General features: G+C 65.8%; 24 protein-coding genes. 6 read left to right on the top strand and 18 right to left on the bottom strand.

Annotated features, from left to right (window positions below):
- Positions 1-17 precede the first annotated feature (17 nt).
- The 6 genes from AC1DS0_RS00430 to AC1DS0_RS00405 all read right to left on the bottom strand — a co-directional run bounded on the left by AC1DS0_RS00430 (position 18) and on the right by AC1DS0_RS00405 (position 6,515).
- Positions 18-926, bottom strand: a complete 909-nt coding sequence (locus tag AC1DS0_RS00430) for an ABC transporter substrate-binding protein (RefSeq protein WP_476813066.1) — start codon at positions 924-926, stop codon at positions 18-20.
- Positions 927-1,335: 409 nt separating this feature from the next.
- The gene (locus AC1DS0_RS00425) at positions 1,336-2,142 is read right to left on the bottom strand and encodes an IclR family transcriptional regulator (protein ID WP_476812441.1); all 807 of its coding nucleotides are present in this window, start codon (positions 2,140-2,142) and stop codon (positions 1,336-1,338) included.
- A gap of 119 nt (positions 2,143-2,261) precedes the next feature.
- A complete protein-coding gene (locus AC1DS0_RS00420) occupies positions 2,262-3,098 on the bottom strand; it encodes an ABC transporter permease (protein ID WP_476812440.1) in 837 nt (278 codons plus the stop codon).
- Between the two features lie 3 nt (positions 3,099-3,101).
- The gene (locus AC1DS0_RS00415; RefSeq protein ID WP_476812439.1) at positions 3,102-4,295 is read right to left on the bottom strand and encodes an ABC transporter permease; all 1,194 of its coding nucleotides are present in this window, start codon (positions 4,293-4,295) and stop codon (positions 3,102-3,104) included.
- Positions 4,296-4,311: 16 nt separating this feature from the next.
- The gene (locus tag AC1DS0_RS00410; RefSeq protein ID WP_476812438.1) at positions 4,312-5,427 is read right to left on the bottom strand and encodes an ABC transporter ATP-binding protein; all 1,116 of its coding nucleotides are present in this window, start codon (positions 5,425-5,427) and stop codon (positions 4,312-4,314) included.
- Positions 5,428-5,477: 50 nt separating this feature from the next.
- Complete coding sequence (locus AC1DS0_RS00405; protein WP_476812437.1) at positions 5,478-6,515, bottom strand: ABC transporter substrate-binding protein; 1,038 nt, start codon at positions 6,513-6,515, stop codon at positions 5,478-5,480.
- A 453-nt stretch (positions 6,516-6,968) separates the two neighbouring features.
- Here AC1DS0_RS00405 and AC1DS0_RS00400 point away from each other — a divergent pair, with 453 nt between their 5' ends.
- Positions 6,969-8,345 (top strand): aminotransferase, encoded by a 1,377-nt coding sequence (locus AC1DS0_RS00400; RefSeq protein WP_476812436.1) that lies wholly within the window; start codon positions 6,969-6,971, stop codon positions 8,343-8,345.
- Positions 8,346-8,438: 93 nt separating this feature from the next.
- On the opposite strand, the gene AC1DS0_RS00395 is transcribed toward AC1DS0_RS00400, so the two are convergent.
- The 8 genes from AC1DS0_RS00395 to AC1DS0_RS00360 all read right to left on the bottom strand — a co-directional run bounded on the left by AC1DS0_RS00395 (position 8,439) and on the right by AC1DS0_RS00360 (position 16,748).
- On the bottom strand, positions 8,439-8,735 hold the full coding sequence (locus tag AC1DS0_RS00395) for a hypothetical protein (RefSeq protein WP_476812435.1): 297 nt from the start codon (positions 8,733-8,735) through the stop codon (positions 8,439-8,441).
- A 58-nt stretch (positions 8,736-8,793) separates the two neighbouring features.
- A complete protein-coding gene (locus tag AC1DS0_RS00390) occupies positions 8,794-10,377 on the bottom strand; it encodes a GMC family oxidoreductase (protein ID WP_476812434.1) in 1,584 nt (527 codons plus the stop codon).
- Entirely contained in the window at positions 10,377-11,816 is a 1,440-nt protein-coding gene (locus AC1DS0_RS00385; RefSeq protein ID WP_476812433.1) for an NAD-dependent succinate-semialdehyde dehydrogenase, read from the bottom strand. Before AC1DS0_RS00385 ends, AC1DS0_RS00390 begins: the two co-directional genes overlap by 1 nt.
- 54 nt (positions 11,817-11,870) lie before the next feature.
- Positions 11,871-12,800 (bottom strand): DUF6282 family protein, encoded by a 930-nt coding sequence (locus AC1DS0_RS00380; RefSeq protein ID WP_476812432.1) that lies wholly within the window; start codon positions 12,798-12,800, stop codon positions 11,871-11,873.
- Between the two features lie 2 nt (positions 12,801-12,802).
- Positions 12,803-13,870: a beta/alpha barrel domain-containing protein gene (locus AC1DS0_RS00375; protein WP_476812431.1), complete on the bottom strand. Its 1,068-nt coding sequence runs from the start codon at positions 13,868-13,870 to the stop codon at positions 12,803-12,805.
- A gap of 10 nt (positions 13,871-13,880) precedes the next feature.
- Positions 13,881-15,158, bottom strand: a complete 1,278-nt coding sequence (locus AC1DS0_RS00370) for a TRAP transporter large permease (protein WP_476812430.1) — start codon at positions 15,156-15,158, stop codon at positions 13,881-13,883.
- Positions 15,159-15,169: 11 nt separating this feature from the next.
- A complete protein-coding gene (locus AC1DS0_RS00365; protein ID WP_159650383.1) occupies positions 15,170-15,679 on the bottom strand; it encodes a TRAP transporter small permease in 510 nt (169 codons plus the stop codon).
- Between the two features lie 64 nt (positions 15,680-15,743).
- Complete coding sequence (locus AC1DS0_RS00360) at positions 15,744-16,748, bottom strand: TRAP transporter substrate-binding protein (RefSeq protein WP_476812429.1); 1,005 nt, start codon at positions 16,746-16,748, stop codon at positions 15,744-15,746.
- Between the two features lie 254 nt (positions 16,749-17,002).
- Between AC1DS0_RS00360 and AC1DS0_RS00355 the strand changes: the two genes are divergently transcribed.
- The 5 genes from AC1DS0_RS00355 to AC1DS0_RS00335 all read left to right on the top strand — a co-directional run bounded on the left by AC1DS0_RS00355 (position 17,003) and on the right by AC1DS0_RS00335 (position 21,064).
- The gene (locus tag AC1DS0_RS00355) at positions 17,003-17,815 is read left to right on the top strand and encodes an IclR family transcriptional regulator (RefSeq protein ID WP_476812428.1); all 813 of its coding nucleotides are present in this window, start codon (positions 17,003-17,005) and stop codon (positions 17,813-17,815) included.
- 45 nt (positions 17,816-17,860) lie between these two features.
- Positions 17,861-18,226 (top strand): cupin domain-containing protein, encoded by a 366-nt coding sequence (locus tag AC1DS0_RS00350; protein ID WP_326874063.1) that lies wholly within the window; start codon positions 17,861-17,863, stop codon positions 18,224-18,226.
- A complete protein-coding gene (locus AC1DS0_RS00345) occupies positions 18,223-18,957 on the top strand; it encodes an HpcH/HpaI aldolase family protein (RefSeq protein WP_476812427.1) in 735 nt (244 codons plus the stop codon). The genes AC1DS0_RS00350 and AC1DS0_RS00345 overlap by 4 nt, the downstream gene beginning before the upstream one ends.
- A 31-nt stretch (positions 18,958-18,988) precedes the next feature.
- Positions 18,989-19,882 carry a DMT family transporter gene (locus AC1DS0_RS00340; protein ID WP_476812426.1) on the top strand — a complete coding sequence of 298 codons (894 nt, stop codon included), beginning with the start codon at positions 18,989-18,991 and terminating at the stop codon, positions 19,880-19,882.
- Between the two features lie 83 nt (positions 19,883-19,965).
- Positions 19,966-21,064, top strand: a protein-coding gene (locus tag AC1DS0_RS00335; RefSeq protein ID WP_476812425.1) for an IS3 family transposase whose coding sequence is annotated in 2 segments (ribosomal slippage) — positions 19,966-20,222 and positions 20,221-21,064 — 1,101 coding nt in all. Because the reading frame shifts where the segments join, the coding sequence is not laid out codon by codon here.
- A 175-nt stretch (positions 21,065-21,239) separates the two neighbouring features.
- Here AC1DS0_RS00335 and AC1DS0_RS00330 read toward each other — a convergent pair.
- The 4 genes from AC1DS0_RS00330 to AC1DS0_RS00315 all read right to left on the bottom strand — a co-directional run bounded on the left by AC1DS0_RS00330 (position 21,240) and on the right by AC1DS0_RS00315 (position 24,422).
- Complete coding sequence (locus tag AC1DS0_RS00330) at positions 21,240-21,722, bottom strand: DUF421 domain-containing protein (protein WP_476812424.1); 483 nt, start codon at positions 21,720-21,722, stop codon at positions 21,240-21,242.
- Positions 21,723-22,058: 336 nt separating this feature from the next.
- Complete coding sequence (locus AC1DS0_RS00325) at positions 22,059-22,550, bottom strand: DoxX family protein (RefSeq protein ID WP_476812423.1); 492 nt, start codon at positions 22,548-22,550, stop codon at positions 22,059-22,061.
- Positions 22,547-23,353 (bottom strand): family 1 encapsulin nanocompartment shell protein, encoded by an 807-nt coding sequence (locus AC1DS0_RS00320; protein WP_476812422.1) that lies wholly within the window; start codon positions 23,351-23,353, stop codon positions 22,547-22,549. The genes AC1DS0_RS00325 and AC1DS0_RS00320 overlap by 4 nt, the downstream gene beginning before the upstream one ends.
- The gene (locus tag AC1DS0_RS00315; RefSeq protein ID WP_476812421.1) at positions 23,346-24,422 is read right to left on the bottom strand and encodes a Dyp-type peroxidase; all 1,077 of its coding nucleotides are present in this window, start codon (positions 24,420-24,422) and stop codon (positions 23,346-23,348) included. Before AC1DS0_RS00315 ends, AC1DS0_RS00320 begins: the two co-directional genes overlap by 8 nt.
- Positions 24,423-24,474 lie beyond the last annotated feature (52 nt).

Here is a 24,474-nt window from a genome sequence, read left to right as displayed (position 1 = left end):
CCTTGGGCTGCGCCGGATCAGCCCTTGGCCAGCCAGGCGTTGAAGCGCTCGTTCAGCGTCTCGAGATTGTCGTTCCAGAACTGCTCGTCGTAGCGAACGTTCTGCTCGAGATTCTTGCCGACCGGCATCATGGGGATGCGGTCAGGCGCAAGCAGGCCAACGGATTTGCCGTTGACCGGCGCGACCGGCTGGATCGCCGAGAAGGCCGCCTGCGCCTCCGGCGAGGTCGCGAAATTGATGAACTCGTAGGCCCGCTCGATGTTCTTGCCGCCGCTGACGATGGTCCAGTAGTCGATCGTGTAGAAGGCGTCCTGCCAGCCATAGCCGAGCGGCGCCCCTTCGGCGCGGGCCTCGAGGATGCGGCCGATGAAGGAGGTCGACATCACGACATTGCCCGAGCTGAGCCAGTCCGAGGGCTGCGCTCCCGCCTCCCACCACTGGATGCTCGACTTGATCTCGTCGAGCTTCCTGAAGGCGCGGTCGATGCCGGCGGGCGTCCGCATGACCTTGTAGACGTCCTCGCGCGTAACGCCGTCCGCCAGCAGGGCGATCTCCAGCGTCGCCTTCGGCTGGCGGCGCAGCGCGCGCTTGCCGGGGTATGTCTTCAGATCCCAGAAATCAGCCCAGGTCTTCGGCTGTTCGCCGGTCAGCTTGCTGTTGTAGGCCAGCACCAGCGACCAGCCGACGGAACCGATGCCGCAGGGCGTGATCCCACCCGGCGGGAAGTCGGCGGCGTGCGTCAGTTTCGACTTGTCGAGTTCGACGATCGCCCCCTCGGCGCAGGCGTTGATCGTCTCCGGGGAACCGAGCGTGATCACGTCCCAGATCGTGTTCCTGGCTTCGACCATCGCCCGGATCTGGCCCAGGCCTCCGGTGTACACAGCGTCCCGCACTACGGTACCTGTTTTCTTGGTATAAGGCTCCATCATCGCCGAGCGCTGCTTCTGGGTGTAGCTCCCACCCCATGTCGCAACTGTGAGGTTGTCGGCTAATGCGACTGATGACGCTAAAGCGATCGCTGAAAATCCAGCCAGAGCGGCGAGGCCCTTCATGATGATTCCCCTTCTTGGTTTCGCGATCCAATGGCCGTCGTGTTGAGCTCAGATGCCATTTTTACGAAACGATGTTTCTTTATAAGAAACGTATATTCCCTCACTTTCTCTGTCAACGGAACCACGCGTCGACGCAGAGGCGCGTGCGCGGGCGAGCCGACGCTGGCGCCGACAAGCAGGGATGGCGATGGCGGAGGTCGTCAGGGCGCAGCAGCGGCCGGCGACGGATGCGGCGCTATTGCCCGGAACTGTCTAGCTGGCGTCTTGACGCCCGGCGCGGCCGTCAGGCCGGGCGGCGCAGCGGAATGATCGAGCCCTTGTAGCCGAGATTCCACGACGCCTTGATCGCGGCGCGCAGGACGGCGTCAACCTGTGCCTTGTCCGGCTCGGCCTTGATGTACTGGATCGAGCCGACGATCGCGATCGAACCGATCGCCGTGCCGGTCTCGTCGAGGACGGGGGCCGCGAGCGCGTTGATGCCGAGCGTGTCCTCGTTCGGGGCCACGGCATAGCCGCGCTCCCTGACGCGATCGAGCTCGCGCGCCAGCGCATCGCGCGACGAGATCGTATGTTCGGTAAGGATGTCGAGCTTGCGGCGGTCGAAGGCCTGGACGATCTGGGCGGAGCCGAAGGCAAGCGTCACCTTGCCCTGCGCCGTCGCGTGCAGCACCAATTCGCTGCCGGCGCGCACCCCGATCTCCAGCGGGGATTTGCCGAGGGTCGTGCTCAGGACGACGAGATCGGGGCCGACGCCGCCGCTGATGACGACGGTTTCTCCAAGCTCCTCCCGCAATTCGCGGGCAGGAACCTCGCAGGCGGAGAGCAGATTCAGCTGGCCTGTCGCGCTACGGCCGAGGATGTGGGCCCGCAAGCCGAGCTTGTAGCGCGAGGTCGCGGCGTTCTGCTGGCAATAGCCGCGATCGACGAGCGTCTGGAGATGACGGAAGATCGTACCCTTCGTCGTCCCGAGCGCGAGAGCAAGCTCGCTGACGCCGACCTCCCCTTCCGTCGCCGCGATGGCTTCAAGGACATCGAAGGCAAGCTGCACGGATTTGACCCCGGCTTCACCCCGTTCCGAATCCGACGCCATTCCTCGTCTCATCCTTCTGCACGCCAGCTACCGATCGCGCGCGGAAGCCCGTCAGAGCATACTGCCGGCACAACCTCAATAGCGTGTACCGCTTCGAGGTCGCGCGCCGGGCGCTCCCGTCAGCTCTCCTGCAAGCCGCGCGCTTTGGCGGATCGGCGCCGCAGCGCCTCCACGCAGATCATGCCGCCGACGGAGACGAAGAGCATGATCGTCGCTGCCGAGATCACCACCGGCGTCAGCTCGTCGCGAATGCCGTCGAAGAGGCGGATCGGCAGCGTCACCTGCTCCGGGCTGGCCAGGAACAACGAGATCACCACCTCGTCGAAGGAGACGACGAAGGCGAACAGGGCTCCCGCCACGATGGCCGGCTTAATGATCGGGAAGACCACGCGCCGCTGTGCGCCCCAGGGCGAGGCGCCCAGGCTCTTGGCGGCGCGCACTAGCGTCGTATCGAAGTTCTGCAGCGCCGCGTTGACCGAGATCATGACATAGGGCGCGCCGACGATCGTATGCGCGAGCACCATGCCGGCGAGCGAGCCGGTGAGGCCGAGCTTCGAGAAGAACAGGAACAGCGCCACCGCCAGGATGATGATCGGCACCACCAGCGGCGCGATGAACAGCCCGTAGGCAAGAGCCCGCGCCTTCGGCGGCAGCGAGGTCAGGGCCAGCGCCGCGCTGACGCCGAGCACCGACGACAGGGCCGCGGCGCAGACGCCGACGATCGCGCTGTTCTTCAGGGCGAGCAGCCATTTGTAGTTATGGGCGAGCTCCTCATACCAGCGCAGCGACAGCCCCGGCATCGGATAGGTCAGGAAGGAGCCCGAGCTGAAGCCGAGCGGCAGGACGACGATGATCGGCAGGAGCAGGAAGGCATAGACCAGCACCGAGATGACGATGGTCAGGATGCGCCAGGGCGATGGGCCGAGGTGCTGGCGAGGCGCAGTGGATCCGGACATCTCTCACCCCTTGACGACGATCTTCTGGCGCCGACCGACCAGGGCATAAAGGCCGGTGACGAGCAGGATGGACAGGCTGAGGACGATGGCGAGCGCCGCGGCGAGCCCCCAATTGACCGTCTGCTTGGTGTAGAAGGCGATGAAATAGCTCATCATCTGGTCGGTGTTGCCGCCGACGAGCAGCGGCGTGACGTAGTAGCCGGAGCAGACCACGAAGGTCAGCAGCGTGCCGGACCAGATGCCCGGCCAGACCAGCGGCAGGTAGACCTTGAAGAAAGCTCGCGGGCCGCTCGCGCCGAGGCTGAAGGCTGCGCGCAGATATTCCCGCGAGATGTTCGACATCACGCTGTAGAGCGGCAGCACCATCAGCGGCAGCAGCACATGGATGAAGGAGATGTAGACGCCGGTTCGGTTGAAGATCAGGCGCAGCGGCGTCTCGATCAGGCCGGCGCGGAGCAGCACGCTGTTGATCATGCCGTTGTCCTGCAGCAGCACGACCCAGGCGCTGGTGCGCACCAGCAGCGAGGTCCAGAACGGCAGCAGCACGAGCAGCAGCAGCAGATTGCGCCAGCGCGGCGTGCTCGACGCGATGTGATAGGCGACCGGGAAGGCGAGCAGCAGGCAGCTCACGGTGACGACGAGCGAGATCCAGAGCGTGCGGCCGAGCACGCCGAGGAAGATGGCGCTGTCCTGCGGGGCCGCACCGATGCTGCCGTCGGGCCGGACCTCCAGATCGAGCGCAGCGAGGAGATAGCGCGGCGTGATCGGCGACGCGGCCCGGCGCAGCGCCAGCCAATAGCTGTCCTCGCCCCATTTGGGATCGACGGCTATGAGGCCCGCCTTGCCCTGCGTGCCGGCAGCGCGCGCGGCGGTCTTCAGGATCAGGGCGCGGTAGCCGGGGATCTCGTAGTTGAGCCTGCGGCCCGCCTCGGCGACGGCACGCCGGTCCGCGGCGCGCAGGTCGGCAATGAGCGCTTCGAAGGCAGCATCGTCCGGCAGCCCCTGCCCGTTCCAGGCCAGAGCGGCGCGGCTTGTCTGCGGCAGCGCCTGCGACACCTCCGGACTGTGGATTCCCCCCGTCAGCAAGGAGAGGATCGGCCAGACGAACAGGCCGAGCATGAACACCAGGCACGGCAGCAGCAGCCCATAGCGGCTGATCGGCGCGCGCAGGGCCTGCGGCAGGGATAGTCCGCTCATGGCTTCCTCCGCCCGTTCAATGGCGCAAGGCTTCGCTCTCGACATCGAGAGCATGGCAATCGTCCTCGTCCCAGCCGACGGCGACCGAACTGCCGGCGACGGGAACCTCGATGCCCACGACATTGGGAAGCTTGGCGATGAAGCCGTCCTGGCCGGCGACCTGCATGGCGACGCGGACATGGTCGCCATGAAAGACGACATTCCTGACCAGTCCCTCGAAGCGGTTGGCGCGGCTCGCAGCCGCAGCGCCGAGCACGACGCGCTCGGGCCGGACCGACAAAGTCGAGGGCGAGCCGACCGCGCCGGCATTGACCGGCCGTGCCCGCAGGCGCGCTCCGCCGGCGAGCGTCACAGCGCAGGAAGAGCCGTTCCGCTCGGTCACCTTGCCGACGAGGCGGTTATTCTCGCCGATGAAGCGGGCGACGAAGGCATTGGCCGGCGCCTCGTAGATCTCGCGCGGCGGCGCCAATTGCTGGATGACGCCGGCATTGAACACTGCAATCCGATCCGACATCGTCAGCGCCTCGGACTGATCGTGTGTCACATAGACCACGGTCACTCCGAGCTCCTGCTGGATGCTCATGATCTCGTACTGCATCTCCTCGCGCAGCTGCTTGTCGAGCGCCCCGAGCGGCTCGTCCATCAGCACGAGACTCGGCTGGAAGACGAGTGCGCGGGCGAGCGCCACGCGCTGCTGCTGGCCGCCGGACAACTGGCCCGGGAGTCGGCTGGCGAAGCTCTCCAGCTTGATCATCGCGAGCGCGCGCTTGACCTGCGCCTCGATCTCCGCAGAGCGCAGCTTCCGGCAGGTGAGCGGAAAGGCGATGTTCTCGGCCACTGTCATGTGCGGGAACAGCGCATAGCTCTGGAAGACCATGCCGATATTGCGCTTCTGCGCCGGGACGTAGCCGATCGAGCGCCCGTCGACGAGGATATCCCCCTGCGACAGGGCCTCGAATCCGGCGAGCATCAGCAGGCAGGTCGTCTTGCCAGAGCCGGAGGGCCCGAGCAGCGTGATGAACTCGCCGCGCTTGATGTCGAGGTTCAGGTCATGGACCACTTTCGCGGCCCCGAAGGATTTCTGCACGCCGACGAAGCGGACGAAATGCTCGTCCATGGTGGAAGAGGTCATGCCAGGTCCATCGCAGCCAGCCGGTGGAATGGGTGATCGCCGCCGCCCGCTCAGCGGGCGAGCCAGGCGTTGAAGCGCTCGGTCAGGGCGTCGATGTTCTCGACCCAGAACGTGTCGCTGAACACGGCGCCCTGCTTCAGGTTGTCGCCGATCGGCATGATCGCCAGCCGCTCGGGCTTCAGCAGCGCAGCGGCCTTCTGGTTGACCGGAGCGACCGGCTGGATCTCGGAGAACGCCGCCTGGGCCTTGGCGCCGGTCGCGTAGTCGAGGAAGGCATAGGCGTCCGGCTGGCGCTTCGTGCCGTCGACGATCGCCCAGGAATCGACCGAGTAGAACGAGCCGCCCCAGCCGAAGGAGACCGGCGCCTTCTCGGCGCGGGCTTCGAGCAGGCGCCCGACATAGGAGGTCGCCATCGCAACCTCGCCACGCGCCAGCCATTCCGGCGGCTGCGATCCTGCTTCCCACCACTGGATATGCGGCTTCAGCGCGTCGAGCTTCCGGAAGGCCCGGTCGACCCCCTCCTTCCTGGCGAGCGTCGCATAGAGCTCCGTCGGCGCGACGCCATCGGCAAGCAACGCCGCTTCCAGCGCATATTGCGGCGAACGGCGCATGGCGCGCTTGCCGGGAAAGGTCTTCACATCCCAGAAGTCGGTCCAGGACTGCGGCGCCTGCTTCACGAGATTCGAGTTGTAGCCGATCACGATCGACCAGCCGACCGCGCCGACCCCGCATTCGCTGGCGCCGCCGGGCCCCAGATCGGACAGGTTGGCGAGCTTGCCCTTGTCGAGCCGCAGGACCAGCCCCTCGGCGCAGGCGGCGATCAGGTCGGGCGCCTCGAGCTGCACCACGTCCCAGGTGCTGTTGCCGGCCTCTCGCATCGCCCGCAGCTGGCCGAGCCCGCCGGTATAGGGTGCATCGAGCACCCGCACGCCCGCCTCCTTCGCAAACGGATCTATGATCGTCGCCCGCTGCTTCTGGGTATAGGTCCCGCCCCAGGTCGCGACGGTGAGCTGGCGCTCCTGTGCATTGGCCCCGGCTGCTCCCGCAAAGAGGAACAGAGCAGCAAGCGACGTCCTGCCGTAAGTCATGATCCTATTCCCCTTGCTTTCGATCCAGCCCCGGAGCGTCGCCTCACAATCGCGAGCCTCAGACCGGAACGACGTATTGTTTTGCGAAACGCTATTGTCTTGCCGCAAACACGTCAATGCCCAATTTCCGCGAACGAGGCGGCAGGCGCGATTGGAGCGGAGTTTCTATCGGAAGCACATCTTCACCGGAGCGCCCGCCCGCCTGAAACCAACAGGAAAAAGTCGGGTACTGCTTTGTAATAATTGAATTATCAGAGTCGCGCTAACGCAGATCGCAACACCGGGCGCGCAACTCCCGGCAACTCGCCGGAGGTGCGCCGTTCACACCTCGAATATCGCCGTGTCGTATCTTAATCCAAAACATTGTCACGCTATACGGTAAGTGATAGCCTGACAGGAAGGTACCCTCAGCGCATTGCGCCGATGGCTACCGCCCGTTGCCAGGAGATCGACATGTCGCCTCAACCCCAGTCGAACCGTGCGCGCGACATCGCGTATCACATCCACCCGCAGACCAATCTGCGCCAGCACGAGAGCGCGGGTCCGATGGTCATCGAGAGCGGCGACGGCATCCATGTCATCGACGATGAGGGCCGGCGCTTCATCGAGGGCATGTCCGGCCTGTGGTGCGCCTCGCTCGGCTTCAGCAACAAGCGGCTGGCGGAAGCCGGTGCGCGCCAGCTCCACATGCTGCCCTACCAGCAGGTCTTCGCGCACCGCTCGAATGGGCCGGTGATCGAGCTGGCCGACGCCCTAACCTCGATCGCGCCGGCGGGGTTGACCCGCGCCATGTTCCAGTCCTCCGGCTCGGAGGCTATCGACACGGCGATCAAGTTCGTCTGGTACTATCATGACGCGATCGGCAAGCCGGAGAAGCGCAAGATCATCGCCCGGCTCGGCGCCTATCACGGCACGACGATCGCGGCCGCCAGCCTGACCGGCCTGCCGAACATGCATCGCTCCTTCGGCCTGCCGCTGCCGGGCTTCCTGCACGTGACCGCGCCGCACTTCTACCGCAACGGCCAGGAGGGCGAGAGCGAAGCGGCCTTCGTCGAGCGGCTCGCCGCCGAGCTCGAAGAGCTGATCCTGCGCGAGGGTCCCGAGACGATCGGCGCTTTCTTCGCCGAGCCGGTGATGGGTACGGGCGGCGTCATCGTGCCGCCGGCCGGCTATTTCGAGCGCATCCAGGCCGTGCTGCGCCGCCACGACATCCTCTTCGTCGCCGACGAGGTCATCTGCGGCTTCGGCCGCACCGGCAATTACTGGGGCTGCCAGACCTTCGGCATCTCGCCCGACATGCTCACCTGCGCCAAGGGCCTGTCGGCGGCCTATGCCCCGATCTCGGCGCTGCTGGTGAACGACAAGATCTATGAAGCCATTGCCGACCGGACGAAAGCGCTCGGCGGCTTCGGCCACGGCTATACCTATGGCGGGCATCCGGTCTCGGCCGCGATCGCGGTCGAGGCCCTGAAGATCTACGAGGAGGAGCGGATCGTCGACCATGTCCGCACCGTCGCGCCACGCCTGCAGGACGGGCTGCGCCGCCTCGTCGATCATCCCCTGGTGGGCGAGGTGCGCGGCGTCGGCCTGATGGCCGCGGTCGAGCTGGTCGAGGACAAGTCCAGCCGGCGCTCCTTCCCGATCGAGCGCGGGGCCGCGCAGGCCCTGTCGAGCGCCCTCGCCCAGCGCGGCATCCTGCTGCGTGCCCTGGGCCACACGCTCGTCTTTGCCCCGCCGCTCATCATCCAGGCGGCCGACATCGACATGATCGTCGCGAGCGTTGCCGACAGTCTCGACGAGATCGCCGGCCCCCTGCGGAATGCGGCATAGCGGGCTTCCTCGCCCCGAACTCGCGCTTCGAGGTCCGGCGACGACGCCGGGCCTCGTCTTGTACCGCAAGAAGAATGTCGAAGGCGCAAGCGCCTATCGGAGCACGAAATAGGCGATCGCAAGAAGGAGACATGCGCCGCCGAGCGTCGCGGCGAGAAGCCGGGACAGATGCCTGTCTGCCTCGATCGGTATGCCCGCTGCTTTTGCGGCGTCGCGGAAGCTCGTCGCCTCTGCCTCGGAGGCGAATGTCACACGCAGCTCCCGCTCGTCGACGATCACGTCGCAGAACGGGCGGCCTCCGCTCCGGCCGAAGACACAGCCAGTCGCTCGCGGCAGCAAGATCGACGGGTCGCGCTCCCACGAAGAGCCGTGTTCATTCCTGGCCGTCATCGTGACCCTCCAGCTCCGCGAGCCATGTTCCGAAGCGGCCGGGAGCATCGCGTCGCTCTCAACCACGCAGGATGAAGTCGGCACAGCGTTCTCCGATCATGATCGCCGGCGCGTTGGTGTTGCCGCTGACGATGCTGGGAACCACTGAAATGTCGGCGATGCGCAGGCGCGGCACGCCGCGCACCCTCAGCGTGGGATCGACGACGGCGAGCTCGTCCGTGCCCATGCGGGCGGTACCGGCGGGGTGATAGACCGTCTTGGCGACGGTGCGGATATGGTCCTCGACGACGCTGTCAGGCACCTCCTCGTCGCGTGCCGGCGCGATCTCGTGGCTGACCAGCTTGGCGAGCGAAGGCGCCCGCAGGATGCGCCGCGCCAGGCGCACGCCGCGCACGAGCGTCGCCATGTCCTCCAGCGCACTGAGATAGTTGCCGTTGAGCACGACGGGATCGTCCGCCCCCTTGCCGCCGAGACGAACCGTCCCGCGCGATTTCGGTCTGAGGTCGCAGGGGTTGATCGAGATGCCGTGGCCGCCAGGCGGCAGGCGGTCGACGTCCCCGACCAGATTGGGCACGACGTGGAACTGCACGTCCGGCCTGCCGGTGCCGGCCGTATCGACGAAACCGCCGCTCTCGACCACGTTGGAGGTCAGAAGACCATGCCGGAGCGCGATATAGGAGAGGCCGTGACGGAGCGCCTTCAGGCCCTTGTCGTTGCCGAGCAGGCTGATCTCCTCGCGGGTCTGGCCATAGACCGACGCCGAGAGATGGTCCTGGAAATTCTCGCCGACGCCGCGCAATTCGCGTCGCACCGGGATGTCGAATTCCGCGAGATGCTCGGCCCGGCCGATGCCGGACAGCATCAGGATCTTCGGAGTCGAGAGTGCGCCGGCGGAGAGGATCACCTCCTCGCGCACCCGCGTCTCGATCTCCTGCCCGTTGTCGTGGCGCGTACGCACGCCGACCGCCGCGCCGTTCTCGAGCACGAGGCCGAGCACATGCGCGTTGGTGACGACCTTGAGCAGCTTGTTGCCGCGCACTGCGCGCAGATAGGTCGCGGCCGAGCTGGCGCGCCGCTCCGCGAAGGTGGTGGTCTGGAAATAGCCGACGCCCTCTTGGTTCGCGCCGTTGAAGTCGTCGTTATAGGGAAGCCCGACCTCCTGCGCTGCCCGCAGGAAGGCGGCGCTCAGCGGGTGTCGATGCCGGACATCGCTGACCTTGAGCGGCCCGTCCGTGCCGTGGAGCGGGCCTGACAGCCGCTCATTGCCCTCCGCCTTGCGGAAGAAGGGCAGCACGTCCTCATAGCCCCACCCAGTGCAGCCGGCAGCGCGCCAGTCATCATAATCCTGCGCCTGGCCGCGGATGTAGATCATCGCATTGACCGAGCTGCCGCCGCCGAGCGTGCGCCCCTGGGGCACATAGACCTGGCGGCCGTTGAGCTCAGGCTCCGGCGCCGAGCGGTACATCCAGGTCCGCGCCGTGCCGTGCACCCGGATGAAGGTCGCCGGGATATGGATGTAAGGATGGTTGTCCTTCGGCCCGGATTCGAGCAGCAGCACCGACTTTCCCGCCTCGACGAGGCGGGAGGTCACGGTGCAGCCGGCCGAGCCGCCCCCGACGACGATGTAGTCGTAGGTGTCCATCAGGGCCGCCGCGGCTCGGCGCCGATCTGGCTGACGAACTTCGTCGAGAGATAGGCGTCCAACCCCTCCGAGCCGCCTTCGCTGCCATAGCCGGAGTCCTTGATGCCGCCGAAGGGCGTCTCGGGCGCTGCGAGGCCGAAATGGTTGATCGAGACCATGCCGCTCTCCAGCTCATCACCCAGCTGCGTGGCGCGGGCGACCGAGCTGGTGAAGGCAAAGGCCGCGAGGCCGAAAGGCAGGGCGTTGGCCTGCGCGATCACCTTGTCCAGCCTGTCGAAGCGGTTGACCGCCGCGATCGGCCCGAACGGCTCGTCACGCATCAGCCGCGCCTTGTCGGGGACATTGGCGAGCACGGCCGGCGCATGGAAGAAGCCGTGATTGCCCGGCCGCTCGCCGCCATAGGCGAGATCGGCTCCGGCATCGACCGCATCGCGCACGAAGCCCTCGATGGCATCGACGCGGCGGGCATGGGCGAGCGGGCCCATCTGCGTGCCCTCGGCCGCGCCGTCGCCGAGCTTCAGCGCCTTCGACGCCTCGACGAAGCTGCCGAGGAAGGCGTCGAAGACGCTGTCCTGCACATAAAAGCGCGTCGGCGAGGCACAGACCTGCCCGCCATTGCGGAACTTGAGCGCTGCGCCGAGCTTGGCGGCGGCGGTGACGTCGACATCGTCGCAGACGATGAAGGGGGCGTGGCCGCCGAGCTCCATCGTCGCGCGCTTGACGTGGCGGGCGGCGAGCGCACCGAGATGACGGCCTACCGGCACCGAGCCCGTGAACGACACCTTGCGGATGATCGGCGAGGCGATCAGGTGCTCGGAGATCTCGGCGGGTACGCCGAAGACGAGGTTGACGACGCCCGCCGGCACGCCGGCATCATGGAAGGCGCGGATCAGCTCGATGCAGGAGGACGGTGTCTCCTCCGGCGCCTTGGCGATGATCGAGCAGCCGGCAGCCAAGGCCCCGGCGACCTTGCGCACGAGCTGGCCGGTGGGGAAGTTCCACGGGCTGAAGGCGGCGACGGGGCCGACGGGCTCGCGCAGCACGATCTGGCGGGCGCCGTATTGTCGGGGCGGGATGACACGGCCATAGGCGCGCCGGCCCTCCTCGGCATACCAGTCGATATGGTCGCCGAGGCCACCGGCCTCCATGCGCGCCTCGGACAGCGGCTTGCCCTGCTCGTGGGTGATGAGCTGGGCGATGGTCTCGGCGCGCTCGCGCGTCAGGTCGGCGGCCCGGCGCAGGATCTTCGAACGGTCATAGGCCGAGGTCTTGCGCCAGATCTCGAAGCCCTTCTGGGCGGCGGCGAGCGCACGGTCGAGATCGGCGATCTCGGCGAAGGGCACCTCGCCGATCTGCTCGCCGGTCGCCGGATTCAGCACTGCGCCGCGGCGGCTGCCCGAGCCGTCGGTCCACTGACCGTCGATAAGGAATGAAGGCATGGATGATCTCCTGGACGGGCGGCAGGCCGCGCCATGCGCGGCCTGCGAAAGGCATCAGTTGGCGGCGGGCGTGAGGCCGGCGAGATCGGCGGCGTTGCTAGCCGTCATCTGGCGGATCTGGGCGTCGGAGAAGCCCGCGTCGATCAGCATGGCAATGATCTGCTCGAAACCTTCCACCGGGGTCGGATTGTTGTTCTGGCCGAGATCGGAGCCGAAAAGCGTGTTCTCGATGCCGGCAGCCTCGATCACCGCCTTGAGATGGTCGGCGTCGAACAGCAGGAAGGTCGAGGGCACGAACATGCAGATCGAATGCTCCATCTTGACGCCGAGCGAGGCGAGATGGCGCACGTCCTGCAGCGAGCATTCGTTGACATAGGTCGGGTGGTTGAGCAGCAGCCGCTTGACGCCGCGCGCCTTGGCCTCCTCGTAGAAGGGCAGCAATTCGCTGACATGATGGTGCCCGCCGGAGACCACCGCATCGGCGGCGGCGACGAGATCGAGGATCGCCTTGACCTCATCCGAGATCTTGCCATCGGGGCCGAGCAGCGAGAGTGGCGCCGGCGCCAGCGTCTTCTGCGTCGCGACCGGGAACTTGGAGTCGAATTTCGCGTCGGTCTTGTAGTGGTCGAGATGGTTGTTGGCATGTGCCGTCGGCATCCAGACGACGCGGGCGCCCTGCTTCAGCGCGTAGTCGACGGCCGAGGGGTTGATGCTGCCGAGCGGGTTGTTGAGCACGATCGCGCCCAGCACCTTCACGCCCTTCGAGATGTGCGTCTCGAGGATCGTGGCCAGCGGCATGGTCGGGTAATAGTGATCCTTGAGCAGGATCGCGGCGAAACCGGCCTCGTCGGCCTGCTGGACGGCCTCGACATGATCGATCTTGCGCGGCATCAGCGAGGGGCCGCTGTGGATGTGGAGATCGACCGCGCCCTTGAGCAGGGCCTTGATGCGGGCGTCCTGCGACGTTGCAGTTGCGTCGGTCATGATCATTCTCCTGCGATGGTCCGCGCCTGCGGCACGTAGTTGCGCCAGTTGTCCTGGCGCAGGGGCATGTCGGCGAAGGTCTTGCGGTGGTTGACCGCGACGCCGACGAGATCGGCAGCATCGATGCCCTTGGCATCGAGATAGTCCTGGAACTCGCCAAGTGACCGGCCGAGCAGCTCGAAGCCGCGCAGCATCACCGGCGAGGCGATGCCGACGGCGGAGGCCCCAGCCAGCATCATCCGCGCGATGTCGAGCCCGCTCTGCGCGCCGTTGATGCCGATCAGCGGCCGGTCAGGACCGAGCGCGAGCCGCGAGGTCGCGAGCCAGTGGCAAGTCAGCGGCAGGTTCCAGAAGCCGCCGATGCCGAGGCTGGTGCCGAGGAAAGGCTCCATCGTCTCGACATCCGGCAGGAAGCCGAGCAGCCGCCCGGCCATGACGACGGAATCGGCGCCGGCATCAAAGGCGGCGCGCGCCAGCTCCGGCACGCGCTCGCTCTGGCCGGTGACCTTGATCCAGAGCGGCAGCGAGACGGCCCCGCGCATCGCCTGGACGAGATGGCTGATGCGCTCGGGCAGGAGCTCGGTCGAGACGGCGCCCTTCGCCGCCTGGCTGGCATAGGGCGTGCCGATGTTGAATTCGAGCACCCGCAGGCCGGCCTGCTCGACCTTGCGCGCCATGGCGAGCGCATGGTCGAGATCGCCGAGGATCAGGCTGGGGATCGCATAGGACTCCAGCGCCCTCGCCTCGCGGTCGAGCATGGCGGTCTGCTCCAGCCATGGCTCGAAGCCGAGCGGATGCAGGCCGGAGCGGCAAGCGATGGTGGCGCCGCGCGGCGCGTCCGGCCCCCAGGGCACCGGCCGCCAATTCTCGTCGAGCACCATGTATTCGGCGCGCTGGAGCTGGTCCTTCGCCGCCTGAACCTCGTTCGTCGACTTGACCACCACGGCCCCTACCCCCGCCTTCAGGGCGGCGCGGACGCCGGCGGCATCGATCAGATGCTCGGCCGAGGCCGCGATCAGCGGATTCTTGAGTTCCGTGCGGCCGATGCGCGTGGTGAGCGAGCGTGTCATGCCCCTGTCCTCATTTCACCAGGAGATTGGGCAGGAACAGCACTAGCTCCGGCACGAAGGCGATCAGCATCAGCAAGGCGAGCGCGATGCCGATCATCGGCAGGGCCTGCATGGTCACCTTCTCGATCGGCGACTTCGCCACCCCGGAAACGATGAAGAGGCACAGGCCCAGCGGCGGATGCACGAAGCCGATGATGGTGTTGAAGGTGACCATCACCCCGAGATGGACCGGGTCCATGCCGATCGCGGCGCCGATGCCGACCAGCGCCGGTACGGTGAGGATGAGCACGCCGGCCACGTCGAGGAACATGCCGAGCACCAGCAGCGCGAGGTTGACCATCAGGATGATCAGCACGCGGTTGTCGGTAAGCTGCTGGATGCCGGAGACGATGTTCTGCGGCAGCCGCTCCAGCGCGAAGACGAAGGCGGCGATGTTCGCCATGGCGATCAGGAGATAGATCGCCGAGGAGATCACCGCGGTCGCGATCAGCGCATGGCGCAGATGGGCCCAGGTCAGCACCCGGTACCAGAATGCGGCCACGACCAGGGCATAGATCGCCGCGATGGCAGCCGCCTCGGTGGCGGTGAAGGCGCCGCCGCGGATGCCGACCACGATCAGCACCGGCAGGAACAGCACCGGCAGCGCGGTCAAGGTGAGCCGGCCGATCTGCGCCAGCGAGGGCGGTGCCAGGCGCGGATAGCCGCGCTTGTGCGCGACGTAGACCGCGTAGGCCGTCAGCGAGAAGGCCAGCAGAATGCCCGGCACGATGCCGCCGATGAACAGCTTGGCGATCGAGGTCCCGCTGAGTGCACCATAGATGATCATGGTGATGCTGGGCGGGATCAGCGGGTCCATCAGCGACGCGACCGCGATCAGGGCGGCGGCGTAGTTCACGTCGTAGCCCTGCTTCTTCATGTCGGGGATCAGCACCGAGCCCATGGCGGCGGCGTCCGCCGCGGCGGAGCCTGAGATGCCGCTGAACAGGAAGCTGCCCCAGATCGCGGTCAGCGATGTGCCGCCGCGGAAGCGGCCGACGAAGGCGTTGGCGAATTCGAGCAGGCGGCGCGTCAGGCCGCCGGTGTCCATCAGCGCGCCGGCGAGCACGAAGAGCGGGATCGCGAGCAGGATGAACTGGTCGACGCCGGCGAACATGCGTTGCGGGATGACCAGGAGATATTGCGTCTGGCCCGTGAGGACGAAATAGGCGAACGCGCTGATCCCGAGGACGAAGATCACCGGGATGCCCATCAGGATGGTGAAGACGAAGGCGGAGAACAGCCAGACCATGCGGGCGCGCCTCAGAGCGAGTGCGAGGTCTCTTCCTTCGGCAGAGCCGAACGGAAGAGATCTGCGAAGGCGACGTGGACAGCGAGCAGCAGGCAACCGACGGGGATCGCCGCATGCAGCCAGCCGAGCGAGATTTCGAGCGAGACCGCTTCCTGCTCGCTGGTGCGCATGGTGAAGAGCCAGCCATACCAGGCGACCACCAGCAGGAAGAGCACGATCAGCACACGGCCAGCCACGTCGATCTTGGCGGTGAGAGAGGGCCGCAGCCCGTCGACGACGAAGCGCATGCCGAGCATCTCGCCGCGCGAATAGGCGATGCCGGCGGAGAGGAACGCGATCCAGACCATCAGGGAGCGCATCAGCTCCTCGGACCAGAACAGCGACTCTCCGACCACGTAGCGGAAGAAGACCTGCAGCGCGGCGACGACCACGAGGGTCGCGACGCCGGCCATCGCCAGATAGTGCAGCGCGCGCAGATAGAGCGACACGGCGCGCAGGAGCCGGGGATTGTGGCGGGACATCCTGGATGGATCCATGGCTTGGAAGGAGCCCCGGCCGCCGCTGCGGCCAGGGCTCGGGCTGCGATCAGGGACGGAGCTTCTCGGCCGCGGCCACGAAGGCGGCGATCTCGGGGCTCTTCTTCACATAGGCCTCGACGACCGGGCGCGTGCGCTGCTTCAGCGCCTCGAGCAGCTCCTTGGAGGGCTCGGTGATCTTCACCCCCCGGCCCTTCAGCTCGCTGATCAGCTTCTTGTCGAGCTCGGCGACGGCCATGACCTGTGGCGCGACCGTCTCGTCGGCGGCCTTGCGGATTGCGGCCTTCTGCTCGGCGGTCAGGCCGTCGAACTTCGCCTTGTTGATCAGCAGGTAGCTCGGCCAGAAATACTGCCCGGTCAGGCTGACATTCTTGCCGACCTCGTAATATTTCTCGCTGTCGATCGAGGTGAGATTGATCTCGACGGCATCGAGCGCGCCGGTCTCCAGTGCCGAATAGACCTCGCCATAGTTGAGCGGGGTCGGGTTCACGCCGACAGCGCGCCAGGTGTCGAGGAAGAGCCGATTCGGCGCGATGCGCGTCTTGAGCCCCTTGAAGTCATCTACCGCGGCGACCGGCTTCTTGACCGACAGGAAGTGCCGCTGCCCGCCATCATAGAGCGCCAGCGCGATCATGCCGTGCTTCTCGAGCCCGGCCGCGACGGCCTTGGCCTCGGGCGAGACGGCGAGCTTGGCGAAGGCATCATAGCTGCCGATCACGAAGGGGAGCTGCAGGGCGTCGGTGGCCGGGACCAGCGTGGACAGCGCCGATGTCGAGTTCACGGTCATGTCGACGGTGCCAAACTGGACCCCTTCCATCAGCTCCTTGACGTCGCCGAGTTGGCGCGAGGGGTAGATCTGGATCTTCACCGAGCCCTTCGACTCGCGCTCGACCGCCTCTTTGAAGCGGACGGCGGAGTCATGGTTCGGGTGGCTCTCGAACACGGCATGGCCGAGCTTGAGCGTGACGTCCGCAGCCAGGACTGGGGCGGCAGCCCCCAGCACGGCCGTGAAGGCGACGGCAGGCGCAAACATCTGGCGAAAACAGCGGAACATGAATCCTCCCTCGATCGTCTGCCTGTGAGACATGCTTGTTCTCACTGTGCGTTTATGGTTCTCTTACCGAGAACGGTTATAGTCACAGCGAGAACCGCCGGTCAATGCTGCACCGAGCCTGCGCAAAGCTGCGCTCCGCTCGGCCGGCATCGGGAAAGAACAAGCTCCGCGCTTTTGACAAGCCGCAGGGAAGGCTCCAAATAAGTGCGGAGCTGGAACTGCCCCCGTAAAACGAGAATGAGAGGGATGGGAACGTGGCCACAGGCCAACCTGAGAAACAGGAAAGATCAGAGAACGCTGTTCGCGCTGGAGAGACAACACTCCTCGTCCTGGAAACAGTCGCATTCGCGGACGAGCCGATGGGCGTGACGCAGATCGCCAACCGTCTCGGCATCGCCAAGAGCGCCATTCACCGGCATCTGCAGGGCCTGACCGAGCGCGGCTACCTGACCCAGAACCAGTCGACCACCCGCTACTCGCTGGGCCCGAAGGCCTATCTGATCGGCCGTCTCGCACCTGGAATCGAGGATGTCGCCACTGCGGCGGACGGCCCGATGCGGGAGGCGCGCGACAAGATGGGACTGACGACGGTCCTGACCGCTCCTTCGATGAGCGGGATGGTGGTCCTCAAGACGGTGCACGGGACGACGTCCATCGCCATCGGCGCGCGCCCCGGCAGCGAACTTCCGATGCACGCCTCGGCGCAAGGCCATGTCGCCCTGGCCTTCGGCCCGGGCCTCCATCTCGAACGGACGCTCCGGCAGCCGCTGGCGCCGCTGACCGCCCACACCATCACGGAGCCGGAGAAGCTCAAGGCGATGGTCGAGACGGTTCGCCGGAACGGGCACGCGAGCGCACCCGAGCAGGCGCTTCTCGGCATCAACGCCCTGGCTGCTCCCGTCTTCAACGCCAATGACGAGTTCGTCGCCGCAGCGGCGATCGTGAGTTCGATCCAGTTCGTTCCCGCCGAGCCCGATGCCGGGATGATCGCCGCGGTCGTCGAGATGGCCCGCCAGATCTCGCGCAATCTCGGCCACGGCTACGCCGGCCAGCGCCCCGCCCAATAGCGGCGGACGGCCTGCAAGCAGCACCCTTCGGAAAAGGAGAGAGAAATGACCGTCCATCATGTCGACTGGGACGCCATCGAGTGGAAGACGATCCGCCACGGCGTCGAGCAGAAGGCCTTCTCGGGCGACGGCGCCACGATGGCCCTGCACCGGCTCTGGCCCGACCACGAGCCAAAGCCGCACTCGCATGTCCATGAGCAGCTGGTCTACATCCTGTCCGGCGAGGTCGACTTCCATGTCGGCGACGAAATCGTACGCCTGCGCGGCGGCGGCCTGCTCGCCGTGCCACCGAACGTCGTCCATTACGCCGTCGTCGTCGGCACCGAGCCGGTGCTGAACCTCGACGTCTTCACGCCCTGCCGACCGGAATATGCGATCAGCGCCTCGCAGGCCGTCGGGGCAACATCGTGAGCGCATTGCGCGTGGGCGCCGGCCAGTCCCGGACCGGCACCTTCATCAAGACCCCTCACCCGATCATCGCCGAGCTTCTCGGCGGTGCGGGGCTGGATTTCGGCGTGGTCGACGCCGAGCACGCGCCCTTCGACCGGGCCTCGCTCGACATGATGCTGATGGCCGGGCGCGCCGGCGGGCTGCCTTTGCTCGTCCGCATCCCCGACGGCACGCCCTCCTTCATCATGTCGACGCTCGACATGGGGGCGGACGGCATCGTCGTGCCGCGTGTCGACAGCGCTGCCGATGCACGCGCGATCGTGGCCAGCGCCCGCTTCGAGGGTGGCCGGCGCGGCCTGTCGAACTCGCCGCGCTATGCCGCCTACGGCAAGCTCAGCCCGGCCGAAGCCGCACGCCACGGCGATACCGCCATCGTCATGTGCCAGATCGAGAGCGCGGGCGGGCTGGCCGAGGTCGAGGAGATCGCGGCGACGCCCGGTGTCGACGGGCTCTTCATCGGCCGGGCCGATCTCAGCCAGGCGCTCGGCGTCTCCGACATCAGGAGCCCCGAGGTCGCCGAAGCCTGCAAGCGCATCGTCGCGGCCGCCCTGCGCCATGGCAAGATCGCCGCGATCTTCCTGCCCTCGGTCGAGGAACGCGACGCCTTCGCCGCGCTCGGCGTGACCTGGTTCATCGTGAGCTCCGACCAGGGCCTGATGAAAACCGCGGCCGCGAAACTGCAGGGCAAGTGACAAGGCCCGATGGTTGCGGGCAGATGGCGGGATGACGACTCAAAGCCCTGCCCGCGCCTATCTCTACCTTCTGGTCGCGACGCTCTTCTTCGGAAGCAATGTGGTCGCCGGCAAATTGTCCGTCGGCGAGATGTCGCCGATGGCGATCGTCATGCTGCGCTGGATCATCGCCGCGACGTGCCTCGCCTTCATCGCCAGGCGGGCGCTGCTCGCCGAATGGCGTGTCCTGCGTGGTCGCTGGCCGTATATGCTCGCCATGGGTGGCATCGGCTTCACCATCTTCAACATCCTGTTCTATGCCTCCGCGCATACGACCAGCGCGATCAACATGGCGATCATCCAGGGCGCGACGCCGATCGTCGTGCTGCTGGTCTCGGGTGCGCTGCTCGGGACCTGGCCGCCTGCCCTGCAATGGCTCGGCGCGACGATCACCGTCCTCGGCGTCGTCGTTGCCGCCTCGCACGGCTCCCTCGCCGTTCTGGTCGAGCTGTCCTTCAATCGCGGCGACATCCTGATGATCGTGGCCAGCATCATCTATGCGGTCTACACCGTCGGCCTGCGCTGGCGGCCGCAGGTGTCGCCGCTCGTCTTCATCGCCGGGCTCGCCTTGGCGGCCCTGCTCACCTCGATTCCGCTCGCGATCGGCGAAGCTGCCCTCGGCCAGTTCCAATGGCCGACGCCCAAGGGCTGGGCGATCCTGCTGTTCATCGGGCTTTTCCCGTCGCTGCTGTGCCAGCTGCTCTATCTGCGCAGCGTCGAGCTCATCGGCGCCGCGCGGGCCGGCGTCTTCTACAATCTCGTCCCGATCTTCGGCATCGTCCTGTCGGTCGCCGTCGCGCACGAGCCGTTGCGGCCCTACGCGGTCGTGGCCATCGCCCTCGTAATCGGCGGGATCGCCGTCTCGGAGATACGCAAGGGCGCATGAGAACGACGTCTCGATGCGTGATGACCTGAGACCCTGATCCTCCTCCAGATTTGAGTAGAGTCCGTTACTCACGGAGACGGACGATGCGCCCCTCACGATTCACGGAAGAGCAGATTATCGGGATGCTGAAGGAGCAGGAGGCTGGAGCTGCGACGGCGGATGTCTGCCGCAAGCACGGCATCTCCTCGGCGACCTTCTACAAGTTCAAGGCGAAGTATGGCGGGATGGACGTGTCGGATGCGCGCCGGCTGAAGACCCTCGAGGATGAGAACGCCCGCCTCAAGAAGCTGCTGGCCGAACAGATGCTCGACAACGCGATCCTGAAGGATGTCGCCGCAAAAAATGGTGACGCCCGATGCGAAGCGGAAGGCGGTGGCTCATGCCTGCACGGTGCATGCGGTGAGCCAGCGTCGGGCGTGCCTGACCTTGACGATCGACCGCTCGACGGTGCGCTACACGAGCACCCGGCCGGACGATGCCCTGTTGCGCGAGGCGATGAGGACCGTGGCAGGAGAGCGCCGGCGGTTCGGCGACCGCAGGATCCACATCATGCTGGACCGCCAGGGCATCGTGATGAACCAGAAGAAGCTGCGGCGGCTCTATCGCGAGGAGAAGCTGCAGGTGCGCCGGCGCGGCGGCCGCAAACGGGCACTGGGCGCGCGCAGGCCCATGCTCGTGCCGGATCGGGCCAATGCGCGCTGGAGCCTCGATTTCCTCTCCGACACGATCAGAGACGGTCGCCGCTTCAGGGTGCTCGCCATCGTCGACGACTACACACGCGAGTGCCTCGCGCTCGTCGCCGACACCTCGCTCTCGGGCCTGCGCGTCGCTCGCGAGCTGGATGATGTCATTCGCCTGCGCGGCCGGCCGGAGACGATCGTGTCCGACAACGGCGCCGAGCTCACCTCATTGGCAATCCTGCGCTGGTGCCAGGAGACCGGCATCGCGTGGCACTACATCGCCCCCGGCAAGCCGACGCAGAACGCCTTCGTCGAGAGTTTCAACGGGCGCTTCCGGGACGAGTGCTTCAATGACACGCTGTTCTCGACGCTCGCCGAGGCCCGCAGCGCCATCGCCTCATGGAAGGAGGACTACAACCGGCACAGACCCCACTCGGCCCTCGGCAACATCACGCCCGCCGAGTTCGCAATCAAATCCGCGTTGGAAAAACAGGCCGCCTGAGCCCAGAAATCAAACCCAGGACTCTCCCTCAGACCGGAGGAGAAAAGGGGCTCAGGTCACACCGGACAAAAGCTACGACGGCGGCCTGATCGGAATCGCGTAGCCACACGCAACCATTGGCGTGCGGCTCCGGGAATGCGGAGAGTTTGTTGGTCGCGGCCGTTATGAGCGGCCGTCAGCTCCAGCTTCCATCCATCTTCTCAATCATGATGTGGCCATTGGGCTCCAGCGTGGCGAGACGCACGTCATGTTCGCCCTTGCAGCCGGCTAGGCGCATGGCATTCATGAAATCAACTTCTGCGACAAGCTGGCGACGAAGCATCGCCCGATCGATCTGACCGTTAACCGCGAGTACGGCAGGCTTGCCCTCGGCTAGCCAGCGGAACCATTGGGATCGGGCAGACGCCCACGCCACCAGCAAGTTGAGAACTATGAGCGTAGTTGCCATGATGAGAGCACCAGTGAGAGAATTGTCGCCTCCGTTGATGCCATTCTGAACCGTGTTTCCGATCAAGATTAGAAGGATAAGGTCAAACGGCGTAAACTGTCCCATAGCTCGTTTTCCGGACAGGCGCATCAAGAGGGTAACAAGAGAATATATCGCAACTCCTCGTACAATAAAATGCCACCAAGGTGCAGATAGAGACAAGAGTTCCACTGTCATTCTCCTTGATAAAGTAGGTCATATTTTAACGAATAACTTGGTTTTAGAAAGTACTTGCCGACTGCGTGAACCTCATAGAATCCACCCCTCACAATGCAATGACGAATCCGCGACGTCCATCATCTGGGAGCGGGACAATTGAAGCGCTACGAAGCGCCTCCAATCCAGACTATGAATTGCTCAGAAAACCACGCTATCGCTTAGATGGAAATATTGCCGGGCCACATCGGCACTCGTCAGAGCGGTCGCTACGCCATTAAAAAACGCGCGGCCGGCCGGATCTTTGATGCGAGTATTCAAGGGTGCAAAAGCCACCGCCCGCGACCCGGGCTAGCGCAAATAGCCGAACAGGCCGCTTGGAGCGTCACCAAAAAGAGAGATTGAGCCTGGACCAGCGGCAACCAGGGCGAAGAAGCCCCCCGCCATAGTCACGTTTTTCATAAGTTCGGTGATATTGTTTCTGTGGGCATCATAGCCTGTCAGGAGACACCAGAAGCCAAGCAGGACGCTTGCGGTGCGCACCGGATACCCAAGGATCACGGCCACCCCTCCTATAAGTTCGCATACTCCGACCAGATAAGCGAAGAAAACAGCGTCGGGTAGACCGAGCGCCTGAAGGCCTGGAACGAGCTTGGCCTCCCCGCCTCGCAGTTTCAGGATTCCCCAAATCACGAACGGTACGCCTAGAAACAGCCGTGCGATGACAAGACCTTCATCGTACATCTTGATTCTCCAGCATTTGTCGAATTCCGTAAGGGAAGAGTGGCGGTCTCCGAGGTCAGCGCCGACGATGACGATATGATGCTCCGCGCCGGTGCTCATCGGCTGCGCGGCAAAAGGGCTACCCCAGCCTCGGACGTCAGCATGCGGAAGGTGAAGCTTTCCTGCAGGTAGAGCTCGACCGTCGTGGCATCATGGCTGAGATAGCCGATCGAGATGTCCTGGCCGAGATCGAGCTCGAAATCGCCGCCGCGGGTGGTGAGCACGAACCCGCCCTCGATCGCCGGCGCCCAGATCACCCCGCCATCGATGATGCGCTCGATATGGTGGAAGATCGGATAGCCCTCCTCGTTGCCGCCGCTCGCCGCCAGATAGGCGTCTGCCCCCAGCACCAACGCATAGGGACCGTTGCAGCCGGCGAGCTTGAGAACGTTCAGCGCCTTGGCGATCGCCTCCGGATAATCATCGAGATTTTCAGGCAGCGGCACCGCGGTGTTGCTGCTGCCCGCGCGGATGCCCCCGATCCCGGCGGCAGCATAGCCTTCGAAGACCGCGCGGTCCTCGGCGAAGGCGATCGTCTTGGCGGCGTCCTTCAGCGGCTGCCAGTCGGAATCGTCCGAGCCGCGCTCGACATCGTCGATCGCCTGCCGCGTCAGCCTGAAAGGAACGCGCAATTCGACCAGGGGCTGGGCTTCGCGCAGCAGGGAGCGGATGCCATCACCCGGCGCTTCGATCGGGCGCGCATGGCCCGTGCCGGCAGCAGCGTAGGCTGCCCCCTTCGGCCCGTCGACATCGACGACCCGGCGCACCGCCAGATAGCGCTTCAGCGTGCGTGACGCCTCGTCCTCGATCTGCGCCCAGGCGGCGTCGGAGATGGGAGCGAGTTCCCGGTGCAGATTATTCATGGCCTGCCTCTTCCTTCAGGGAGCCGATGCCGAGCGAGCCGTCACTCGGGGATCTGGTTGGGGATTGCGCCGCAGTCGGCTCGGGAGCGGCAGGAGCCGGTGCGCCAGCCTCCGAGGCGGCCTTTTCGGCCGTCACGGCGTCGAGGAACGTCGCCGTCGGCACGAAGAACAGCGAGCCCGTCACGGCGCGACTGAAGTCGAGCAGCCGATCGTAGGTGCCCGGCGGCGAGCCGATGAACATGTTCTCCAGCATGCGCTCGATCCGGCGGGGCGTGCGGGAGTAGCCGATGAAATAGGTGCCGAACTCGGCGGTTCCGACTTTGCCGAAAGGCATGTTGTCTCTGAGGATGTCGACCGGCTCGCCATCCTCGGTGATGCTGGTCAGGACATTGTGCGCATAGGGTTTCTTGATCGCGTCGGGCTGCTCGATATCGGAGAGCTTGTGGCGGCCGACGATGTTCTCCTGCTCCTCGACCGGCACCCGCTCCCAGGCCGTGAGGTCATGCAGGTATTTCTGCACGATGACATAGCTGCCCCCGGTGAAGGCGGCGTCCTCGTCCCCGATGATTGTGGCTTTGACCGCATCCGGGCCGGCCGGGTTCTCGGTGCCGTCGACGAAGCCGATCAGGTCGCGGTCGTCGAAATAGTTGAAGCCGTGGACTTCGTCGACGGTGGTGACGGCACCGTCAAGCCGGACCATGATCTGCCTTGCCAGTTCGAAGCACAGATCCATCCGCTTGCTCGCGCGGATATGGAACAGGATATCGCCGGGCGTCGAGACCGCATGGTGCACGCCGCGGATTTCGCGGAACGGATGCAGCTCCTTCGGCCGCGGCCCGTCGAAGAGCCTGTCCCAGGCCTGCGAGCCGATGGCCATGACGCAGGACAGGTTGCCCTTTAGATTGCGGAACCCCACGGCCCGCAGGAGCGAGGAAAGATCGGCACACAGACCCCGCACCGCCGCCTCGGCTGCACTGCCGGGATTGATCGCCGCGACGAGAAAGATCGCCGAACGGGTCAGCGTCGCCGCGACCGGCTGCGGGACGACGGATGGCACGCCTGAATCCATGGACGATCCTGCTGGTAACCTTCGCTCGGAATTATGCCGGTCGCCCGGACAG

It is taken from the genome of Allobosea sp. P4_H5 (assembly GCF_056400825.1).
This window is presented reverse-complemented; position numbering and strand designations above follow the sequence as displayed.